13 protein-coding genes are annotated in these 19,469 nt (G+C 64.5%); 6 read left to right on the top strand and 7 right to left on the bottom strand.

The annotated features are described in order from the left end of the window. The first annotated feature begins 58 nt into the window (after window positions 1–58). The 6 genes from GAK28_RS17950 (at window position 59) to GAK28_RS17925 (ending at window position 5,824) form a co-directional block, all read left to right on the top strand. Window positions 59–2,107, top strand: a complete 2,049-nt coding sequence (locus GAK28_RS17950) for a M3 family metallopeptidase (RefSeq protein WP_291782350.1) — start codon at window positions 59–61, stop codon at window positions 2,105–2,107. Window positions 2,108–2,162: 55 nt separating this feature from the next. Next, on the top strand, window positions 2,163–2,930 hold the full coding sequence (gene xth, locus GAK28_RS17945) for an exodeoxyribonuclease III (RefSeq protein ID WP_291782347.1): 768 nt from the start codon (window positions 2,163–2,165) through the stop codon (window positions 2,928–2,930). After that, a complete protein-coding gene (locus tag GAK28_RS17940) occupies window positions 2,927–3,598 on the top strand; it encodes a YecA family protein (RefSeq protein WP_291782344.1) in 672 nt (223 codons plus the stop codon). The genes xth and GAK28_RS17940 overlap by 4 nt, the downstream gene beginning before the upstream one ends. Window positions 3,599–3,772: 174 nt before the next feature. Next, the gene (locus GAK28_RS17935; protein WP_291782341.1) at window positions 3,773–4,609 is read left to right on the top strand and encodes a pirin family protein; all 837 of its coding nucleotides are present in this window, start codon (window positions 3,773–3,775) and stop codon (window positions 4,607–4,609) included. Window positions 4,610–4,677: 68 nt separating this feature from the next. Then, on the top strand, window positions 4,678–5,361 hold the full coding sequence (locus GAK28_RS17930) for an HAD family hydrolase (protein WP_166945761.1): 684 nt from the start codon (window positions 4,678–4,680) through the stop codon (window positions 5,359–5,361). Window positions 5,362–5,455: 94 nt separating this feature from the next. Beyond that, on the top strand, window positions 5,456–5,824 hold the full coding sequence (locus GAK28_RS17925; protein ID WP_291782337.1) for a hypothetical protein: 369 nt from the start codon (window positions 5,456–5,458) through the stop codon (window positions 5,822–5,824). 53 nt (window positions 5,825–5,877) lie between these two features. Here the strand turns inward: GAK28_RS17925 and GAK28_RS17920 are convergent, their stop codons facing one another. The 7 genes from GAK28_RS17920 to GAK28_RS17890 form a co-directional block, all read right to left on the bottom strand. Then, window positions 5,878–8,625: a discoidin domain-containing protein gene (locus tag GAK28_RS17920; protein ID WP_291782334.1), complete on the bottom strand. Its 2,748-nt coding sequence runs from the start codon at window positions 8,623–8,625 to the stop codon at window positions 5,878–5,880. A gap of 4 nt (window positions 8,626–8,629) precedes the next feature. Next, window positions 8,630–9,451 carry a carbohydrate ABC transporter permease gene (locus tag GAK28_RS17915; RefSeq protein WP_291782331.1) on the bottom strand — a complete coding sequence of 274 codons (822 nt, stop codon included), beginning with the start codon at window positions 9,449–9,451 and terminating at the stop codon, window positions 8,630–8,632. Then, on the bottom strand, window positions 9,448–10,326 hold the full coding sequence (locus GAK28_RS17910) for a sugar ABC transporter permease (RefSeq protein ID WP_291782328.1): 879 nt from the start codon (window positions 10,324–10,326) through the stop codon (window positions 9,448–9,450). The genes GAK28_RS17915 and GAK28_RS17910 overlap by 4 nt, the downstream gene beginning before the upstream one ends. Then, the gene (locus GAK28_RS17905; protein ID WP_291782578.1) at window positions 10,323–11,552 is read right to left on the bottom strand and encodes a sugar ABC transporter substrate-binding protein; all 1,230 of its coding nucleotides are present in this window, start codon (window positions 11,550–11,552) and stop codon (window positions 10,323–10,325) included. The genes GAK28_RS17910 and GAK28_RS17905 overlap by 4 nt, the downstream gene beginning before the upstream one ends. A gap of 41 nt (window positions 11,553–11,593) precedes the next feature. After that, window positions 11,594–13,072 (bottom strand): glucoamylase family protein, encoded by a 1,479-nt coding sequence (locus tag GAK28_RS17900; protein ID WP_291782325.1) that lies wholly within the window; start codon window positions 13,070–13,072, stop codon window positions 11,594–11,596. 175 nt (window positions 13,073–13,247) lie between these two features. After that, entirely contained in the window at window positions 13,248–16,085 is a 2,838-nt protein-coding gene (locus GAK28_RS17895; protein ID WP_291782322.1) for a carboxypeptidase regulatory-like domain-containing protein, read from the bottom strand. A 117-nt stretch (window positions 16,086–16,202) separates the two neighbouring features. Next, complete coding sequence (locus tag GAK28_RS17890) at window positions 16,203–19,262, bottom strand: TonB-dependent receptor (protein ID WP_291782319.1); 3,060 nt, start codon at window positions 19,260–19,262, stop codon at window positions 16,203–16,205. Window positions 19,263–19,469: the final 207 nt, after the last annotated feature.

The raw sequence follows: 19,469 nt of genomic DNA, 5'->3' as shown, positions 1-19,469 counted from the left end.
TACCCGGCTTGATTTGGCGCCCCGCTAGCTCCACGCTGGGAATCCGAGAGGAGATCCCATGGACAGCACCACCAACCCCCTTCTTGATCCCAGCGGCGACCTGCCTGCGTTCTCGTCGATCCGTCCCGAGCACGTAGAGCCGGCGGTCGACCGCTTGATCGCCGAGCAGCGCGCAGGCATCGACGCCATCACGGCCGCTGGCGCGGCCCGTGATTTCGAGCACGTGATCCTGGCCCAGGAACGCCTCGACCAGAAGCTCTCGCGGGCCTGGTCGCCGGTGAGCCACCTGCATTCGGTGGCCGACTCCGAGGCGTTGCGCAAGGCGCACGGCACGGCGGAGGAAAAGCTCACCGACCACGGCATCGAAATCGGCCAGAATCGCGACCTCTACGCCGCGACCCAGGCCGTGGCGGATCGTGGCGACTTTGCCTCGCTGCCGCACGCCGCACGCGCCGCCGTGGATCACGCGCTGCGTGATTTCCGTCTTTCCGGCGTGGCGCTGGAAGAACCGGCGCGCACGCGTTTTCGCGAGATCGGCGTGGAGCTGTCCAAGCTGAGCACCGAGTTCTCCAACGCGGTGCTCGACGCCACCGAGGCCTGGCACAAGCACATCACCGACGAGCGCGACCTGGCCGGCATCCCGGAGTCGGGCCGCGCCGTGCTGCGCGAGTACGCCCGCGAGGCCAAGCTCGACGGCTACCTCGTCACCCTGAAGCAGCCCAGCGTCCAGGCCGTGCTGACCTACGCCGAGAATCGCGACCTGCGTTTCGACACGTACTACGCTTACCAGACCCGCGCGTCGGACCAGGGCCCCAACAAGGGCAAGTTCGACAATTCCGAACGTATCGAGAAGATCGTCGCCCTGCGCCATGAAGCCGCCCAACTGCTCGGCTTCGCCAACGCCGCCGAGGAGTCCCTGGCGACCAAGATGGCGACGTCTCCGGCCGTGGTGCTCGAATTCCTGCGTGACCTCGTCGCCAAGGCCAAGCCTCGCGCGAAGGAAGAATTGGCCGAGCTACGCAAGTTCGCCACCGAGCAATTGAAGATCGACAACCTGGAACCCTGGGACGTCGCCTTCGCCGCGGAGAAACTACGCGTGGAGCGCTATGCGCTCGACGAGGAGCAGCTGAAGCCCTACTTCCCCGCCCAGCAGGTGGTGGACGGCCTCTTCGCCGTGGTCCACAAGCTTTACGGCGTGACCTTCACCCCGCGCGCCGATGTCAACACCTGGCACAAGGACGTCCGCTACTACGACCTGGCGAACGCCGATGGCAGCGTCTTCGCCGGTGCCTACGTCGATCTGTACGCGCGCTCGGGGAAGCGGGGCGGCGCCTGGATGGACGTATGCGAAGACCGCTTCCGCGATGGCGACCACCTCCAGCTTCCGGTGGCGTTCCTCACCTGCAATTTCCCGCCGCCCACCGACGGTGCGCCCGCCCTGCTGACGCACGACGATGTGCTCACGCTGTTCCACGAATTCGGCCACGGCCTGCACCACATGTTGACCGAGGTGGATATTCCGTCCGTCGGCGGCATCGATGGCGTGGAATGGGACGCCGTGGAGCTGCCCAGCCAGTTCATGGAGAACTTCGCCTGGGACCGCGAGGCCCTGCGCCTGTTCGCGCGCCACTACCGTACGGGCGAGGAACTGCCGGACGAACTCTACGAGCGCATGCTCAAGGCCCGGCATTTCCATACGGGCATGTTCCTGGTGCGCCAGCTGGAATTCGGCCTGTTCGATTTCCGCCTGCATCTGGAATACGACCCGGCCAAGGGTGCGCGCCCGATGGACGTGCTGGAGGCGGTGCGCCACGAGGTGTCGGTGCTGCATCCGCCGGCCTGGCAGCGTTTTCCGCACGGCTTCACCCACATCTTCGCGGGCGGTTATTCGGCGGGTTATTACAGCTACCTGTGGGCCGAGGTGCTCTCGGCCGACGCCTTCGAGCCTTTCGAGAAGGGGAATGTCCTCGACTGGTCCGCGGGTGAGCGTTTCCGCAAGGAAATCCTGGCGGTGGGCGCCACGCGTCCCGCGCTGGAATCGTTCAAGGCCTTCCGCGGTCGCGAGCCCCAGCCGGGCGCCCTGCTCCGCAGCTACGGGCTGGACTGACGGTGCAACCCGTGTGACGCCGGGTCGTCACACGGGTTTCCTTTACAATGGGGCGATGAAGATCGCTTCGTGGAACGTCAATTCGCTCAAGGTCCGCCTGCCCCATCTCCAGCAGTGGCTGGCCGAGGCGCAGCCGGACATCGTCGCGCTGCAGGAAACCAAGCTCACCGATGACAAGTTTCCCGTCGACGAGATCGCCGCCATGGGCTATCGCTCGGTCTGGTCCGGGCAGAAGACCTACAACGGCGTGGCGATCCTGGCGAAGGACGAACTCACGGATGTCGTCACCGATATCCCGGGCCTCGACGACCCGCAGCGGCGCATCCTCGCCGCCACCGTCGGCGACGTCCGCGTCATCGACCTGTACGTGGTGAACGGCAAGGCGCTCGGCGACGAGAAGTACGCCTACAAGCTGCACTGGCTGGAAAAGGTGCGCGACTTCGTCGAACAGGAGATCGCGAAGCACCCGAAGCTCGTGGTGCTGGGGGATTTCAACATCTGCCGCGACGACCGCGACGTGTACGATCCAGCGGCCTGGGGCGAGGACATCTTCTGCTCGCCGCCCGAGCGCGCCGCCCTCCAGGCGATCCTCGACACCGGCCTGCACGACAGTTTCCGTCTCTTCACCGAGGATGCTGGCCTCTTCAGCTGGTGGGACTACCGCCAGGCGGCGTTCCGCCGCAACATGGGGCTGCGGATCGACCTCATCCTCATCAGCGATGCGCTCAAATCCCTGGCGACCTCGTCGATCATCGACAAGGCGCCCCGGAAGTGGGAGCAACCGTCCGACCATGCGCCCGTGGCGCTGGAGCTGAAGCTTTGAACGTACCCAAGTCCGAATGGCCGAGTTCCCTCGACGACAAGGAACTCGAAGAACTCGACATCTACCTGCGCAGGCACGGTGGCGAGGGTGACCTCATGCTCGACGGCGTGCACGGCCTGCTCTCGGCCGTGGCGGTCGGACCGCTCGAGATCAAGCCCGAGGAATGGCTGCACGAAGTGCTGCACGACGCCTTCGACGACGAGAACGAAGGCAATCGCGTGCTCGAGCTGCTCGCCAAGCTCAACGACTCGATCACCGCCGAGCTCGACGTCGACGCCTACGAGCCAATCCTGGGCGAGATCGACACCGAAGAAGGCCCGATGCTCTCGGCCGCCGGCTGGTGCGAGGGCTTCAGCCGTGGCATCGACATGCGCGCGACACTGTGGGAAGCACGCCTCGCGGAAGATCCCGACCTGATGCAGCTGCTGGGTCCGGTCATGGCCCTGGCGGTCGACGAGGGCGTGCTCCAGGCCGACGCGGAATTCGAGAAGCTCAGCGACGAGGAATACGACGAGTGCCTGGGCCAACTGCCCGAGGTACTCAACGCGGTGAGGGAATACTGGCAAGGCAAACAGCCCACCGAGGACGAGATCAAGGCCATGGTCGCGCCCCGTCCCGAGGACGACGGCCATCCGCCGCGCCAGCGCTCCGGCCACTGGGTGCACTGACGGATCGCCTGATCCGGTCGCGCGCAGGGCGCGCTCCTACAGGGCGACTTGTGTAGGAGCGCGCCCTGCGCGCGACCGGTCAGGCGGAAACAGATCGTTCGCCGCACACACCTAGGCATCCCCTGTCTCCGGGCGCATCTTGTGCGCATCAGAAAGCACACCCCGGAGCACGACATGACCCATCGCAGCATCATCCGCCGCGTCCGCGGCATGGATACCGCCGACGGCGCCGGCGTGAAGCTCAAACGCGTCATCGGCCAACCGGCCCTCGACATGCTGGATCCGTTCCTGCTGCTGGACGAATTCCGTTCGGACCAGGCCGGTGACTACATCGAAGGCTTCCCCGAGCATCCCCATCGCGGTTTCGAAACCGTGACCTACATGCTCGCCGGCCGCATGCAGCACGGCGACAACCACGGTAACCGCGGCGACCTGGGGCCGGGCAGCGTCCAGTGGATGACGGCCGGTCGCGGCATCCTCCATTCGGAGATGCCCCAGCAGGAAGCCGGCCTCATGTGGGGCTTCCAGCTGTGGGTGAACCTGCCCGCGTCGGACAAGATGACGGCCCCGCGTTACCAGGACATCCCGCCGGGTGATATCCCGACCGTGCACCCGGCACCGGGTGTCACCGCCAAGGTCATCGCGGGCGAACTGGCCGGCGCCACGGGGCCGGTGTCCGGCATCGTCACCGCGCCGGTCTACCTCGACATCGCGCTGGACGCCGGTGCCGCGTTCGACCTCGCCTTGCCGGAGGGGCATAGCGCGTTCGCCTATGTGTTCGACGGCGGGTCCGCCCGTGTCGCCGGGCAGGTGCTGGAACGCAGCGAGCTGGGCGTGCTGTCGCGCATCGGCGAAACGGTGCCGCTGGCCGCCGGCGAGACCGCGACGCGGGTCCTGGTGGTGGCGGGTCGTCCGCTGGCCGAGCCGGTGGCACGCTACGGCCCGTTCGTGATGAACACGCCGGACCAGATCCACGAGGCCATCGCGGATTTTAGGGCCGGCAAGTTCTGATCCCTGTAGGAGCGCGCTTGCGCGCGATCGCGCGCAAGCGCGCTCCTACAAGGTGTAACCTCCTGCTTATGTCCAGACAAAAACACGCCTTCCTCTTCGATCTCGACGGCACGCTTGTCGATAGCGTCTACCAGCATGTCCTTGCCTGGAAGGAATCGCTCGACATGGAGGGCATCGACCTTTCCGTGTGGCGAATCCATCGGAAGATCGGCATGAGCGGTGGCTTGTTCACCGATATCCTGCTGCGTGAGACGGGCACCGAGATCACGCCGGAGCGCATCGACCGGCTGCGCCGCAACCATGCCGCCGCCTACGGCCGGCTGGCCGAGGCGGGTGCGGTGAAGCCCCTGCCGGGCGCCGTGGAGCTGCTGCGCTGGCTGACCGACGCCAAGATTCCCTGGGCCATCGCCACCAGCGGCCGCATGGAGACGGCGGCGCACAATATCGCCGCGTTGGGCGTCGATCCCCACACGATCCCGGTCGTTACCCGCGACCAGGTGCGCCATGCGAAGCCCGATCCAGATCTCTTCGTCACTGCCGCCGAGCGGCTCGGCACCGATATCCGTGATGCCATGGTCATCGGCGACGCCATCTGGGACATGCTGGCCGCCCAGCGTGCCCGCGCCCTCGGCATCGGCTTGCTCTCCGGCGGCTACGGCGAAAATGAACTGGAACGCGCCGGTGCCTACCGGGTGTTCGAGGATCCTGCGGATTTGCTGCGCCATATCGACGAAGTGGCCGCGCGAAGCTGAACGAACGCAAGAAGTTCCCTGCGGCGTTCAACTGGCGGACGGGAAGCGCCACTTAGCATCGGTGGTCTGACGCTTTTGTGAGGTCGCCGTACCCATGCGCTTTATCCTCAACCGCCTGTTCTTCACGGCCGTGCCGCTCGCGGCCGCGCTGATCATTGCCGCCTGTTCCCCGCCGGGCCCCAGTGCACCGACGGACGCCGCCCCGGTGCCGGCCACCACCGCCGCGGCCGCTCCTCGCAGCGCACCCGCCAACCCAGCACTGGGTTCGCCCGAATGGCTGGCCTGGGTCGACAAGAGCCTGGCCGTCAGCGACGACGGCCACGGTCCCACCCCCGGTTCGGCCGAATGGGACCAGGCGGTAAATCGCAAGCTGGGCCAGGAAGCGCCGCAGGCCACACCGGGCTCGGCCCAGTGGCAGCAGGCGGTGGATGCGCTGCTGCGGACGCGAGTGGTCACCCACTGATGCACACCACCCTGTAGGAGCGCGCTTGCGCGCGATCGCGCGCAAGCGCGCTCCTACAGGGTGGTTTCCAGCACGGTGGTGTTCGCTGGCATTTTCACGTTGCCATGGGGTAGCGACAGCACAAGGCCACCCGGCGGTGCGATCGGTTGCGTCAGCGTGAGCGTGACCCGCCTGCCCTTGGCCTTGAGCGTGTACCCCAGTCGTCCATAAGGCGTGCGCAGGTCGCGGATCGCCACACCCTCGCCTTCCAGCCAGCTCGCCGACAGCCCCGCGCCCAGCACCATCGCGCCGTCCGACGCGCGGTCGTACGCGAACAGGTCCAGCGCCGAACGAACGTAGTCGGAAGCGATCCACGCGTGCGGCATGTCGCCGACCAAACGCGGTTTGCGGGGTTCGTGCCCCACGACCTCCGCCCACTGATTCCACGCCGTAGGGCGACGATCGGCGAAGAAGAAGTCCAGCAGCGCGCCCACGCGGTCGCGCCAGCCCAGCCGCACGAAGGTTGCGACGGTGCGCAGTTCATAGGGTGTGTAGTCGTCCCAGTCGCGCTTGCCGTTGCGGCGTGCCTCGAAGTCGCGCCAGTAGCGCTCGAAGGTCGCGTCCAGCAGGGCCTTGGGTAGCCGGTCCTGTTCGCCACCGGGTGATAGGGCGATGGTGGTCGAGGTGGCGTCGAAGTCACCCAGTTCCGCCGAGCCGGGAATGAAATCGATACCTTTTGCTTTTACCGCGGCGTCGATGGACGCATGCAGGTCATGACGGAACGTGTCGCGCGATGTGGCGAACCGTATCGCATCGTCCTTCTCGCCCAATGCGTCGGCCAGCACGACGATATCGTCGTAGCCCTTCATCGCCCAGAAATCGTCCCAGTACGAATGCATCGGCTTGGCCGAATAGCCTTCGTGGCTGATCGATGCCGGCATCAGGCCGTAGAGCGCACGCTCGGAACCGTCCAGACGTGCTGGCTGGCGCTCCGAGATACGCAGGACATCCATGTACTCGGCGGCCTTGCGTGCATGGGGATACAGGGATGCCAGTACCGCGCGGTCGTGCGTATAGCGCCATAGCTCGGCGATGGCGAAAACGAGTTCGCCGTGACTGTCGTTCTCCGGTACCGGATCGGAGCCGCGCGCATCGACGCAGCACGGCACCTTGCCGTTGCTGAACTGATGCGGGGCATACCAGCGCACGAAGTCGCCGGCCACCTCCTCGTGTCCTGTGCGGAGCAGACCTTCCATCATCATCGCGCCGTCGCGCACCCAGGTACGCGAGTAGGAGCGGGTACCTGGCTGCAAGGCGGGGCCATCGCGCGAGATCAGGACGTGCGCGATGCCACTGCGCAGGGTGTCGACGATGGGCTGGGCCTTGGCCGGTACGCGTATATCCACGCGATCCAGCACGGCGTGCCAGTGCGTGGCCACGAGGTCGCCCTGCTGCTTGAGCCACGCCGACGCGTCACTCGGCAGCGTCACGTCGGTATCGCGTCGTGCAGGTATCACGACACCGAGATCGACATGGCCGTGTGCCGGGACATGGACCGTGCGCAACAACGCGCCCTGCGCGAAACCCGAGGTGTCCGTGATGCGAGCCACGCCGTCGTGGATCGGCACAGCGGTCACGTCCTCGCCGGCCGCCCAGCGATCGACCAGCGTCGTCTTGCCGTCGGCCTGGGCGACGAAGCGGTCGGTTGCCTGCAAGGGGATGATTCGACGCGTGCCGTTGACCGTCAAGGCGTGACCGTCCCACGTCATGTCGCGAAGGCTCGCGGTGCCGCCGGGTGCGTTGAGGAACTGCGTCGAGGGATTCACCTGGAACGGGCGTGCGGCGAGCGCCAGTGTGATATCGCGATCATGGTCGCCTTCGTTCCCCACGCGGTACGACAGCACCAGCGACGAGACACCGGCCGTGCCCGTCGCGAACACCGAGGTGACCAGGCTTACGTCGTCCTTCTTCCAGGTGACCGATGGCATGGGCAGGTAGCGCTCGCGAAGCGACTGCGTGGGCGTCACGTCGGCCCAGGTCACCAGCTTGCCGTCGGCGATCAGGAAGGGTTCGATCGAGAATTCGCCCCGTGCCACTTCGACAGCGCCGTCCTCGGAGATCAGCGCCGAATCGCGCGAGCCGCCATCGACGCCGACGATGGTCCAGTACGACTGTTCACCGGAAAAACCGCGGGGATAGACGCCACGTCGCGTCGCCCTGGCACGTGCCTCGAACATCGCGTTGGGCGTCATGGCCGGCGGCGGTACGGCCTCGGGTGCCCGCGGCGTCAGGCGGAGACGGTCGAAACAGACCTCGCCCTTGTCGGACGAACCCGGAGGCTGCGCCTCCTTGTAGATCATGAACTCGACATCACGCGTATGCCGTAGCGTGCGATCCTTCGTCGGGCCCCAGGCGAACTCCACCTGCCGGCTCGTCGCCTCGATCGTTTGCCACGTGGTCGCCGGAACGAAACCGGGACGCTGGAACCACCATACGTTGTCGCCGCTGTCGTCGATCAGCTTCAGCTGCAAGGTGTTCGCGGGCATGTCGCCGCGCACGTCGAACGACAGTGCAAACCCGTCGGGAAAATCGACAGGCAAGGTGCGTCGCATCGAGGCCGAGCCCGATACGCCGTGGAAGTCGAAGGCCACGCACATGGCCTTGCCGTTCTTGCCATCGACGCTACGCAAGGACGCGGAGACATCGTCGGTGTGTTCCGCCTTCCACCCCGAGGCCACGTCGAACGCGTCGAGTGGGCGAGGCGTCTCCGCCGCCTGTGCGGTGAAGGTGGCAAGTAGCAGGAGCGGCAGCAGGCGACGCACGCGATCAGCCCTTCACGCTGCCGAGCAGCAGGCCTTCCAGGTAGTAGCGCTGCAAGGCCAGGAACAACACCAGCACGGGAAGGATGGTCACCACCGAACCAGCCATCATCAGTTCGCTGTCCTGCACGTGCTCGCGCGACAGCGACGCGAGGGCGATCGGTAGCGTGTAGTGCTCCTGGCCAGTCAGCGCGATCAGCGGCCACATGAAATCGTTCCACGCGGCGAGGAAGGTGAAGATCGCGAGCGTGACCATGATCGGCTTGAGCAACGGCATCACGATGGTCGCGAAGATGCGGAACTCCCCTGCCCCGTCGATGCGCGCGGCTTCCAACAGGTCGTTGGGAATGCCGCTGGCGTACTGTCGCACGAGGAAGATGCCGAAGATCGTCGCCAGTGCAGGCACGATCACCGCGCCGTAGGTGTTCACCAGGCCCATGTACTTCAGCAGAAGGAACAGCGGCAGCATCGCCACCTGCGCCGGAATCACCAGGGCGCCGAGCAATACCTGGAAGATCCGCTGGCGGCCGGCAAACTCGAGCTTGGCAAAGGCATAGCCGGCCATGAGGTTGAAGGCCAGCGACACCAGCGTGATGGAGGTGGAGATCACCAGGCTGTTGAACAGGTAGCGTCCCATGCCCGCGTTCATGAACAGCTGGCGGTAGTTGGCCAACGTCGGGTGGTCGGGCAGCACCGGCGGCGGCAGTGCGCTGGCCTCGCCGGGTGTCATGAACGACACGGACACCATGTACAGCAGCGGTGCGAGCGCGATGGCAGCCCAGGCGATGAGTAGACCGTTGATGATGGCCTTGGCGGTGCGCGGATTCATGCCGGTTCTCCCCGCTTCGACAGGCGAAGCATCGTGGCGGTGACCGCGAACATGATCGCGAACAGGATGAAGGCCACGGCCGAGGCGGAACCGAGGTTCCACCACTTGAAGCCTTCCTCGTACATCAGGTACAGCACCGATGTCGTGCTTTGCAGCGGACCGCCCTCGGTCATCACGTACGGTTCGGCGAAAAGTTGGAAGTAACCCGACACGGTGAGGATGCTCACCATGGTCATCGTCGGCTTCAGCATGGGTAGCGTGATGTGGCGGAACTGCGCCCAGGGCGAGGCACCGTCGATGCGCGCGGCCTCGTAGAGGTCGGCGGGAATCGCCTGGAGCCCGGCCATGAAGATGATCATGTTGTAGCCGAAGTTCTTCCACACAGCGAACAGGATGATCGTCGGCATCGCCCAATGCGGGTCGCCGAGCCAGTCCACCGTGGGCGCGCCGATGGCATCCAGTGCGTAGTTGATGAGGCCGTACTTCGTGTTGAACAGGTAACGCCAGATCACCGCCACCGCCACCACCGTGGTGACGACCGGCGCGAACAGTGCCGTACGGAAGAACGGTTTGAACCGGGCCAGCGGCGAATTGAGCAGCATCGCTGCGCCGAGCGACGCTATAATCGATAGCGGTACACCGACCACCACGAAGTACACCGTGTGGCCCAGCGCCGACCAGAACAACGGCCGGTGAAGCAGCGTCCAGTAGTTCTCCAGCGCGATGAACCGAAGGTTGCGGATATCCGCCAGCGCGTAGAGATCGTAGTCGGTCAGCGAGAGCGCCAGCGCGGCGATCACCGGCAACAGGAAGAACAGCCCGAGGACGATCAGCGCGGGAGTGATGAAAAGCCAGGCGGCGCGGGAGGTCGTCATGGCGTTGCCTTGTGGCCGTGGTCGAGCATCCAGCGGCGTTTTTCCAAAAGTCGGTCGGCGCGCCGATCAATTTCCGCGGCGGCCTCGTCGACGCTGAGATCGCCATGCGCAGCCTGGGCGGCGACCAGCTGCATCTCGGTGACGATGCGCTCCCACTCCGCCACCGGTGGCGTGGGCTTCACGCGTTCGAGCTGTTCGCGGAAGGCGGTGGCCTTGTCGTCACTGCGCAACGCAGGTGCGTTCCACGAAGAGCGGCGCGGCGGCATGTCGCCGAGGATGGTGTAGAAACGCTCCTGGATATCCGGACGCGATAGGAAATCGACGAGCGCCCAGGCGTCGTCCTTGTGCTTCGATGCGCGAAAAATCACCAGGCTAGAGCCGCCGGCGTTTGATGCGCCGGGACCATCGGGCCCGGGCAACGGCGTCGTGCCCCAGTCACCCTGTTGCTCGGGAGGCAGGCGCTTGCGGAATTCGCCGATGTTCCAGGGACCCGACAGATAGAAGGCGTAGAAGCCCTGCCCGAACGCGGCCCAGGGATTGCCGATGCCGACGTTGGTCATCATCGGTGCCTGCTGTTCCTTGAACAACGACACGTAGTACGCCAGCGCCTTGCGGAAGCCCGCGCTGCGGAAATTGCCGTAGCGCCCGTCGTCGCGCAACAAGGGTTCGTCCTGCTGCAAGGCCAGCGCAAGCAGCTGCTCGAATTCGTTGGTGGGCAGCAGCACGCCGTAGACCTTGCCCTTGGGCTGGGCGATCTTCGCCATCATCGCCTGCCATTCGGACCAATCGCGTGGCGGATGGTCGTAGCCGGCCTTGGCGAGCAGGTCCTTGCGGTAGAACAGCAGGCGCGTGTCCACGTACCAGGGTACGCCGTAGAGCATGCCGTCGATGACGTTGGTGGACCAGATGGCCGGGAAGTAGTCGGCCTTATCGATCGTCTTCGAGGCAGCGACGCGCGCGTCTAACGGCTCCAGTGCCCCGAGCGCCACCATTTCCGGAATCCAGGTGTTACCCAGCTGGGTGATATCCGGCGTGGAATCGCCCGCGTACGCGGTCAGCAGCTTCTGGTGAGCAGCGGTCAGAGGCAGTTGCTGCACGACGACGTGCAGGCCCGGGTGTTCGCGCTCGAATTCGGGCAGGAGCTGGGCCACCGCCTCGCCTTCGCGGCCGATGGTCCAGAACTGAAGTTCGCGCGTACCGGTGTCGGCCTTGCCGCAACCGGTCAACGCCGTGGCGAGCGCCAGGCACAGCGCTCCGAGGAACGGCTTCACCACAGTTCGGCCGCCGCGTCAGCGTCGAGCCAGCCGCCCGAGAAGCCCGCGCGCTGCAATCCCTTGCGGATGTACGGGTTCTTCTTCATCACGTTCCAGATGAAGTCGCTGCGGTAGTTCTCGATCATCAGCACGATCGGTCCCTGGTCGATGCCCAGGTGCACCGTGTCGGTCCAGCCAAAACCCGGTATCACACGACCGGTACGCAGGTCGGTGCGCGTGTCGAAGCTGAGGTTGAAGGCGTCCACGAAGCCGTACTTCGTGTAGATGTACTGGCCGTACTTTTTCTTCATTTCCTCCAGCGCGGGGATCACGATTTCAGGCGCGAAGGCGATAGAGCCACCGGCGGCGGTCGGCACGATGGTGCCGTCGTCGGAGATGTAGTCGCGACCGGCGCCGCGTGCCGTATAGCCCTGGAAGGTGCGCTCCTTGTCGCCCTGCTTCACGATCAGGCCGCCGGGGCCGTTGCTCGCGGTCAGGCCCCACACGTTCTTGCCGTAGCCCTTCCATTCACCGGGATTGGCGATGGCATAGGCCTGCTGCGAATACGTGGCGCGGCGGCTGTTCTCGAAGTAGTCGATGTTGTGCTCGCGGTTCCAAGCGTCGCGGATGCCGCGGAAGTCCACCCAGGTGTGGCTGTACTGGTGGCCGAACATCGGAGCGAAGTTGAGGAAGGTCTGGCCGTGGAACTCGCCCCAGGTCTTGTCGTAGGTCTTGGTCCAGGCGCTCCAGGTGTCGTCGCCCACCGGATGGGTGGGGGAGCCCAGGGCGAGGATGTAGACGAGCATGCCTTCGTTATAGCCTTCCCAGTCGTGCGGGATGGTCTTGCCGCCCGGCGTCCAGCCCATGCTGATCAGCGGCGAGCGCTTCTGCAGCCAGGTCCAGTCGATGCGCCGGTAGATCGCGTCGGCGAGGTCGCGGATTTCCTTTTCCTTCGCCGTATCGCGGTCGTAGTAGCTCTGCGCGAACAGCACGCCGCCCAGTAGCAGGGTCGTATCCACCGACGACACCTCGACCCAGTTCGCGTAGCGCTTGCCGGTCTTCATGTCGAGGAAGTGATAGAAGAAGCCGTGATAGCCCGTCTCGCCCTCTTCCGCATCGCCCTGTGGGGCATTGTTGAAGAAACGCAGCGTGGCCAGCGTGCGATCGATGGCCTGGTCGCGGGTGATCCAGCCACGCTCGACGCCGACACCATACGTGGTGAGGCCAAAACCCACCGCTGCAATGGACGCGAACGAGTCGCCGGGGTAATGGTCGGGAATCAGGCCGTTCTCGGGGTTGCCACTATCCCAGAACCACTGGAAGCTGCGCTTCTGAAGCTCGGTGATGGAGGCCGGAACGGCATGCAGTTCCGCGGCGTTCACCGCGCGCTTCGGCGTGGAGGCCTCGCTCTTCTGCGCGGACGCGAGCGGCGCGATGGTGGTCAACAGCGCGCCCAGGGCGACACAGAGGAATGTCTTCGAGATGGCTTGCATAGCGATCCTTGGAGATAGCAGTCGCGTGCGCCGTGGGGAACGGCGATGAGGCGATGGTAGCGTCGGTCTGGGACGTTACCATGAGGTGTAAACGTTTACATCGCACGGCGGAAAAAATCCCTCGCGGGATGTTCCGCCGCCTCCCCTGGCGGAAAGGCGGCGGTCGAACAAGACATCAGAAACTGTAGCGCGCACCCACCTGGTAGCTGCGCGTGACGCCCACGATGCAGGCGGGCTGGCCGAAGTTCGGTTCGGTCACGAGCGTGGTGTAGCAGCCGTAGTTCTTGAAGTTGAAGACGTTGAACGCATCGGCGCGCAACTCCAGTGCCTGCGTGCCGGCGAACTTGAAGGTCTTCGACAGCGCGAGGTCGACGTTGCGGTAGCCCCACGCGTTCGGAAGGATGAAGTTGCCCTTCTTCGGTGCGGCGGCGCCGATGTGCGGACCGCGATTGGGATCGTTGTACGCCGTGCCGTAGACGACATCGTATGGATCGCCGGAGCCCAGCGTGATCAGCGTGCTCAGCTTGATGTCCCAGGGCAGCTTCACCGTGCCGTTCATCACCAGGCGATTGCGTTCCGCGGTACGACCGGCGGGATAGGCGCCGGGTGTCGTGTAATCGAGCGAATAGGCATCGCCACCCTGCTTCTTCGCATCGGTGTAGATATAGGCGATGCCCACGCCCCAACCCGATTCGTCGGTATAGGGCTTGTCGATACCGATCAGCACGGAGCTGGAGGTGTACTTCTTCGTCGTGTTGATCAGCACGGTGTTGTACGGGCCCACCGGCACGGAAGTGTAATTCGGCGCCGGACGATTGCCGAAGATCCAGGTGAACTGGCAATAGCCGAGCATGCGGCTCAGCGTGACCGAACCCACCCAGTCGCCCATCGCCTGGCGCACGCCAAAGCTGAACTGGTCGGTGTAGGGCGGCTTGGTCTTGTTGTTGATCAGGTCCATTTCACCGCCACCCGGATTGCCGCCGCTGATCAGGCCGTCGAGTCCGGCTCGCGTTAGGTACTGCGGTTGCCAGATGGTGGTCGGGTTGCCTTCCTGGTTCGGCGCGCCGTTGGCCGAGAAGAAGAAGTTGTAGTACGGGAACTGCGCGTGGAACGACTCCTGGATGATGTTGTCGTACGGCGTGCGGTCGTAATAGCGGCCGGCGCCGCCGAAGATCGTCGTGCTCTGGTCGCCACTGGGGCTGACATCGAGCGAGAAGCCAAGGCGTGGCTGGATCTCGCCCTTGTACGCGCTGCGATTGCGACCGTTGCTGATGTAGTCGTTCGACAGGCCGAGCGCACGCACCACGGCGGCCTGCTCATCCGGTGTGACGTAGAAGCGGTTGGTGGCGTTGGTCTCGTAGTCCCAGCGCACACCGAGGTTCAGCTGAAGCCGATCGGTGACGTCCCAGTCGTCCTGCACGTAGATGCCGTACTGCTTGTTCTTGAGGCTGGCGCTCTTGCCCGCCGGCGAATACACGGCCGAATAGGGAATGGCCAGGCCGTTCACCGAATCAGGGCGATAGGTGTACTGCGGCGTGAAGCTGTTGTTCTCCAGCAGGTGTTGGTTGACCGTGGCGATCTTCACGCCGGTCTTGATCACGTGCTGGCCGTGCCAGTTGATGTCGTCGAAGGTGACATCGTCGCGGAGCGTGAAGTTGGATTGTTCCTTGCGCTGAAGACCGGACGCGCCACCGATCTGCGCGATGCCGACGAAGTTCTGCGAAGGGATGTCTGGATTCACCGGGCGCGGGTTGTACTTGTAGAAGCCACGATCCAACAGTAGTTCGTTGACGAAGGCGTCGCCGCGATACTGCCATTTCAACAGGAGGTCGGTGACCTTGTTGTCGCGGACCTGGCGCGCATCGTAGGCGGTGGTGCCGCCGAAGTTGATCGTCTCCGAATCCTTGCGGTTCGAGTAGCTGAGGTCGACATCGTTCTTGTCGTCCGGATGCCAGCTCAGCTTGCCGAAGTAGACTTTTTCGTCGAACGGCGCGGAAAAGGTGCCATTGTATTGCTGAAGACGGTCGCCGTAGCGCGGATTGTTGATGAAGACGGTCTTGTTGGCATCTTCCTTGTTGCCTTCGAAGTTGATGAAGAACTGCAGCTTGTCCTTGATGATCGGGCCGCCCAGCGAGGCGCCATACTGCTGCCGGCGATAGGCGGGCTTCTGGTTGCTGACCTTCCGCGAGAATTCGTCTTGCGTGACCATGCCGCGCGACTGGATGAAGTCGTATACTGAGCCGTGGAACTCGTTGGTACCCGACTTGGTCACCGCCGAGACGATGGCCGTGCCGGCCTGCTCGTACTCGGCCTTGTAGTTCTGGGTGAGGACGCGGAATTCCTGGATGGCCTCCTGCGAGAACGGATTGCCGCGCGAGGAATCCTGGCCGACGAGGCCGCCCTGGAGGATGTTGTTCTTCAGGCTCGCGCCGTCGATGAAGACGTTGGTCTGGTTGTTCGGCTGGCCACCCGCGCTGAAGGACTTCGAATTCTTGTCCTTGGGCGTGCTGACGCCCGGCGTGAGGCCGGCGAAGTTTAGGAAGTTGCGCGAGTTCTGCGGCAGGTCGCGAATCTGCTGCGTGGTGATATTGCCGGCGACCTCGGAGGTGCGCGTTTCCACCAGCGAATTCGCCGTGACGGTCAATCCCTGCAGGTTGGCCGCGTTTTCGGCAGTGGCGGATGCACCGGCCACGTCCAGATCCAGCACGAGCGACTGGCCGATCTGCACCGTCACCGTCTGGCTGGCGGTGGCGCCGTTCGCCGTGGCGTCGATGCGATAGGTGCCGGGAGACAGGCCAGCCAGGGTATAGGTGCCATTCTCACGCACCGGCACGCGGGCGGCGAAACCCGTCCTGACGTTGGTGGCCACCACCTCGCCCGAGGCCTTGGCCGGGGCGTTATTGAGATGGCCACGGATCGTCGCCGTACTGGACTGGGCGAACACGGGGACCGGTGCCAGCGCGACCACGGTCGCAAGACCGAGGGCCATGGCGATAGGTTTCGCAAGCTTCACGTTAATGCTTCCCATGATCTGTGCCTCTCGGTGGATGCGCGTGGATTTGGCTTGGCGGGGGTCTTCCGTGTCCGTTGAGAAAGGAAGAGGGCCGCGCGCGGCCCTCTTCCGAGGTGCTTAGAACTTCAGGCCGACGGTGAAGCGGGCCGTACGCGGCACGAACGTGATGTTGCCGTGGCGGTTGTACGTCACGCCGTTCGAGTTGAAGACGCCGTTGCTACCCCAGTTGGCGGTGTAGTCGGCGTAGTTCTTCCAGTTGAACAGGTTGAGCACGTCGAAACGGGCGTAGATCTTGGTGTCCTTGTCGATCACGAAGTCCTTGGTCAGCTGGACGTCGATATCGCGGTAACCCCAGATGTCGCCACCGATGAGGAACTTCGAGCCGCGCGGCGTACCGACGGACGGCGTACAGCTGGAGCCGTTCTCGGCGAAGGCGCCGTAGCACGCGTTGGCCGTGTACGGGATCGGCGTAGCGAGCGTGAGCTTGATCGATGCGTTCATGCCCCACGGCAGGTCCACGGCGGCGGTGCCGACGAAGCGATGCTTGGACACCGCGTTCGAGGTCAGCACCGGGAAGTCCTGGATGGTCGGCTCTTCGAACGCGTAGTGCTCGTTGATGTCGCGGTTCTGCTTCGCATGGGAGAAGGTGTAGGCGAAGCTGGTGCTCCAGCCGGACTCCGGCGTATAGGGCTTCTGCGCAGACAGCAGCACCTGCGTCGTGCGCGTCGAGATGCCGTTGTTGCCGAGGATCAGGCCACCCAGGCCCGGAATACCGCGCGTCCACGCCGCATCGCCGCGATGGTCTTTGCCATCGGTGAAGTACTGGTTGTCCGACTCGGTGGCGAAGTAGTTGCCAGCGGGATAGCGGTTACCGAGCGTGAAGGCGAAACCGTCACGGCTGATGACACGGCTCACCGTGGCGTCCGTGATCCACTCGCCGATCGTGTTGGACATGCCCAGGCTGAACTGGTCCGAATACGGCGCCTTCAGCTTGTTGTTCATCATGTCCACTTCCTGGCCAGAGTTCGGACCGATGTTCAGCGCCTCCAGCGCCGCCTGTCCCTGGAGAAGGGCCGGATTCCAGGCGATGCAATCCGTACGACGGACATCGCAACCGTGGTCCGGGACGTTGAACAACAGGTTGGTCTGCGGCAGGTTGAGCTTGGTCTGTTCGAGCTGGAGGTAGTCGTACAGGTTGCGGTCGTATGCGCGACCCGCGCCACCATGGATCACATGGGCTTCGTCGGCGAAGAGGTCGTACGAGAAGCCCAGGCGCGGCTGCCACTCGCCACGGAACGAATGGCGGTTACGGCCGTTGCTGATGTAGTCGTTGATGTTGATGCCGCCATTGGCGAGCGTCTGGCGGAACGTCTGGCCGGTGGGCGCGCCCGGGTCCTGTGTGTCGAGCGCGTCGAGCACGCGCTGCGGCGTCACGTAGTTCACGTATGACGGCGTGACCTCGTAGTCCCAGCGCACGCCGAGGTTCAGTGTGAGGTGGTCGTTCACCGTCCAGTCGTCCTGGGCGAAGATGCCGTACTGGCGGGCGGTGGTCTGCGCGATGCCATCCTCACCCGGGATGTGCTGCGCGTAGAAGGCCTTCCAGGGTACCGGGGAGGTGCCACCATCGGCGCGCACGTCGTAGTAGAACTGAGGATTGTTCGCGGCAGCGTCCTGCGCGCGCAGCTCGACCGACTTGAACTTGTAGCCGAATTTGACGACGTGGTCGCCCTTCCACTCCAGGTCGTTGAAGGTGAAGGTATCGGAGATGCTCGGACCTTCCTGGCTCTTGTTCTGCGTGGCGCGCGGGTCGGCCGAGCCCGTGTTGAGCAGGATGTTGTCCTGGTCCAGCGGCGAGGTATAGATGTAGCCCGGTGCGTCGTTGAACGGCGAGGCCTTCACGAACGCGTTCTCGTACGTGAACATCAGCTCGTTGAACCAGCTCTCGCCACTATGCTGCCACTTGAAGGTGCCGCGGGTGTCGTGGTTGCTGTTGTTCAGGCCGGTGGATGCCGCCAGGCCCGTGCCGATGCCGCCGACCTGGGTCTCGCGGCGCACCTGCGTGCTGATCTCGATGCGGTCGCGATCGGTCAGTTCCCAGTCGATCTTGCCGAAGTATAGCTTCTCGTTGAACGGGACGTTCGACGGACCCAACTGCGCACGCGCGCTTTCCGGCAGGAAGATGCTCGGGTCCTGGCCGTTGAAATGGCTGATGTTGGCGCTGTTGGGAATGACGGTGACCGGCGTCTGGAATTTCTTCTGCTCATAGGCGATGAAGAAATGCATCTTGTCCTTGATGATCGGACCGCCGAGCGCGAAGCCGTATTCCTTGGATTCCGAATCCGCCTTGGAGCCGGAGTACTTCTCGGCCGGCGTGCGGTTGCGGAACGCGTCATTGGTGTAGGTGCCGAAGACTTCGCCGTGGAACTGGTTCGTGCCCGACTTGGTCTCCGCCGTGATCGCGGCGCTGGAGACCTGATCGTACTCGGCCTTGTAGTTCGACGTGATGACCTTGTACTGGCCGATGGCCAGCTGCGGGAACGGATTGCCCTGGCTACCGCTCTGGCCGGAGATGCCGCCCTGCTTCACGTAGCTCTTCTGGCTCACGCCGTCGATGTAGACGTTCGCGGAGCTGTCGTTCATGGCACCGCCGCGCAGCGACGTGTTGCCCTTGTAGTCCACGCTGAAGACCATGCCCGGCACGGTGTCGGCGAACTCGAGGAAGTTGCGCGAGACCTGCGGGATGGTGGCGATCTGGTGCAGCGAGATCGTCTGGCCGACTTCCGGTGTCTTCACTTCCTGGATCGTGGTGGCGGCCACGGAAACGCCCTGCAGCGCCGTGGCGTCGGACGCGCTTGCCGACGTGGCGGCAGCGGCCGGGGCCGTGATGTTTACAGTGGCCGTGGAGGCCACCTGCAAGGTCACGTCCTGCTCGGTGCCGGGACCGGCATCGATGCGATAGGTGGCGGGGGGAAGACCGCTGATGACATACGAACCGTCGTCGCCGGCCTTGGCCTTGCGGGTGAGGCCCGTCTGCGGATTGAACACTGTGACGTTGGCGCCCGGCGCGGCTTTGCCGCGCAGCGTGGCGTTGGCCGACTGCGCGTGGACGGGCGACAGGCTCGCCGACACGACCGCGGTGGCGATGACACTGACCAACAGCTTTTTCTTCAATTGCATCGAAGCCTTCATGCTTCCCCTCTCCCAAAAGATGTGTAGGACCGATCCGTCCTGCACCGAACACTTTTGGCGGCCCAAAAGGACCCCGCCGCGCGTGGTTGATCCACGTTCGTCAAGGGCGATTGCCCGTGTTCGGTGCGCTACCGCGTTCGCGGATCGGCGTTGGCGTTTGAATACTGCGGGTGCTGCTTGTCTTGCCGGGGGCAT

The sequence above is a fragment of the Luteibacter sp. genome (genome assembly GCF_009912395.1).
Classification (GTDB): Bacteria; Pseudomonadota; Gammaproteobacteria; order Xanthomonadales; family Rhodanobacteraceae; genus Luteibacter.
The sequence above is the reverse complement of the archived record's forward strand: the minus strand, read 5'-3'. Positions and strand labels throughout refer to the sequence as shown.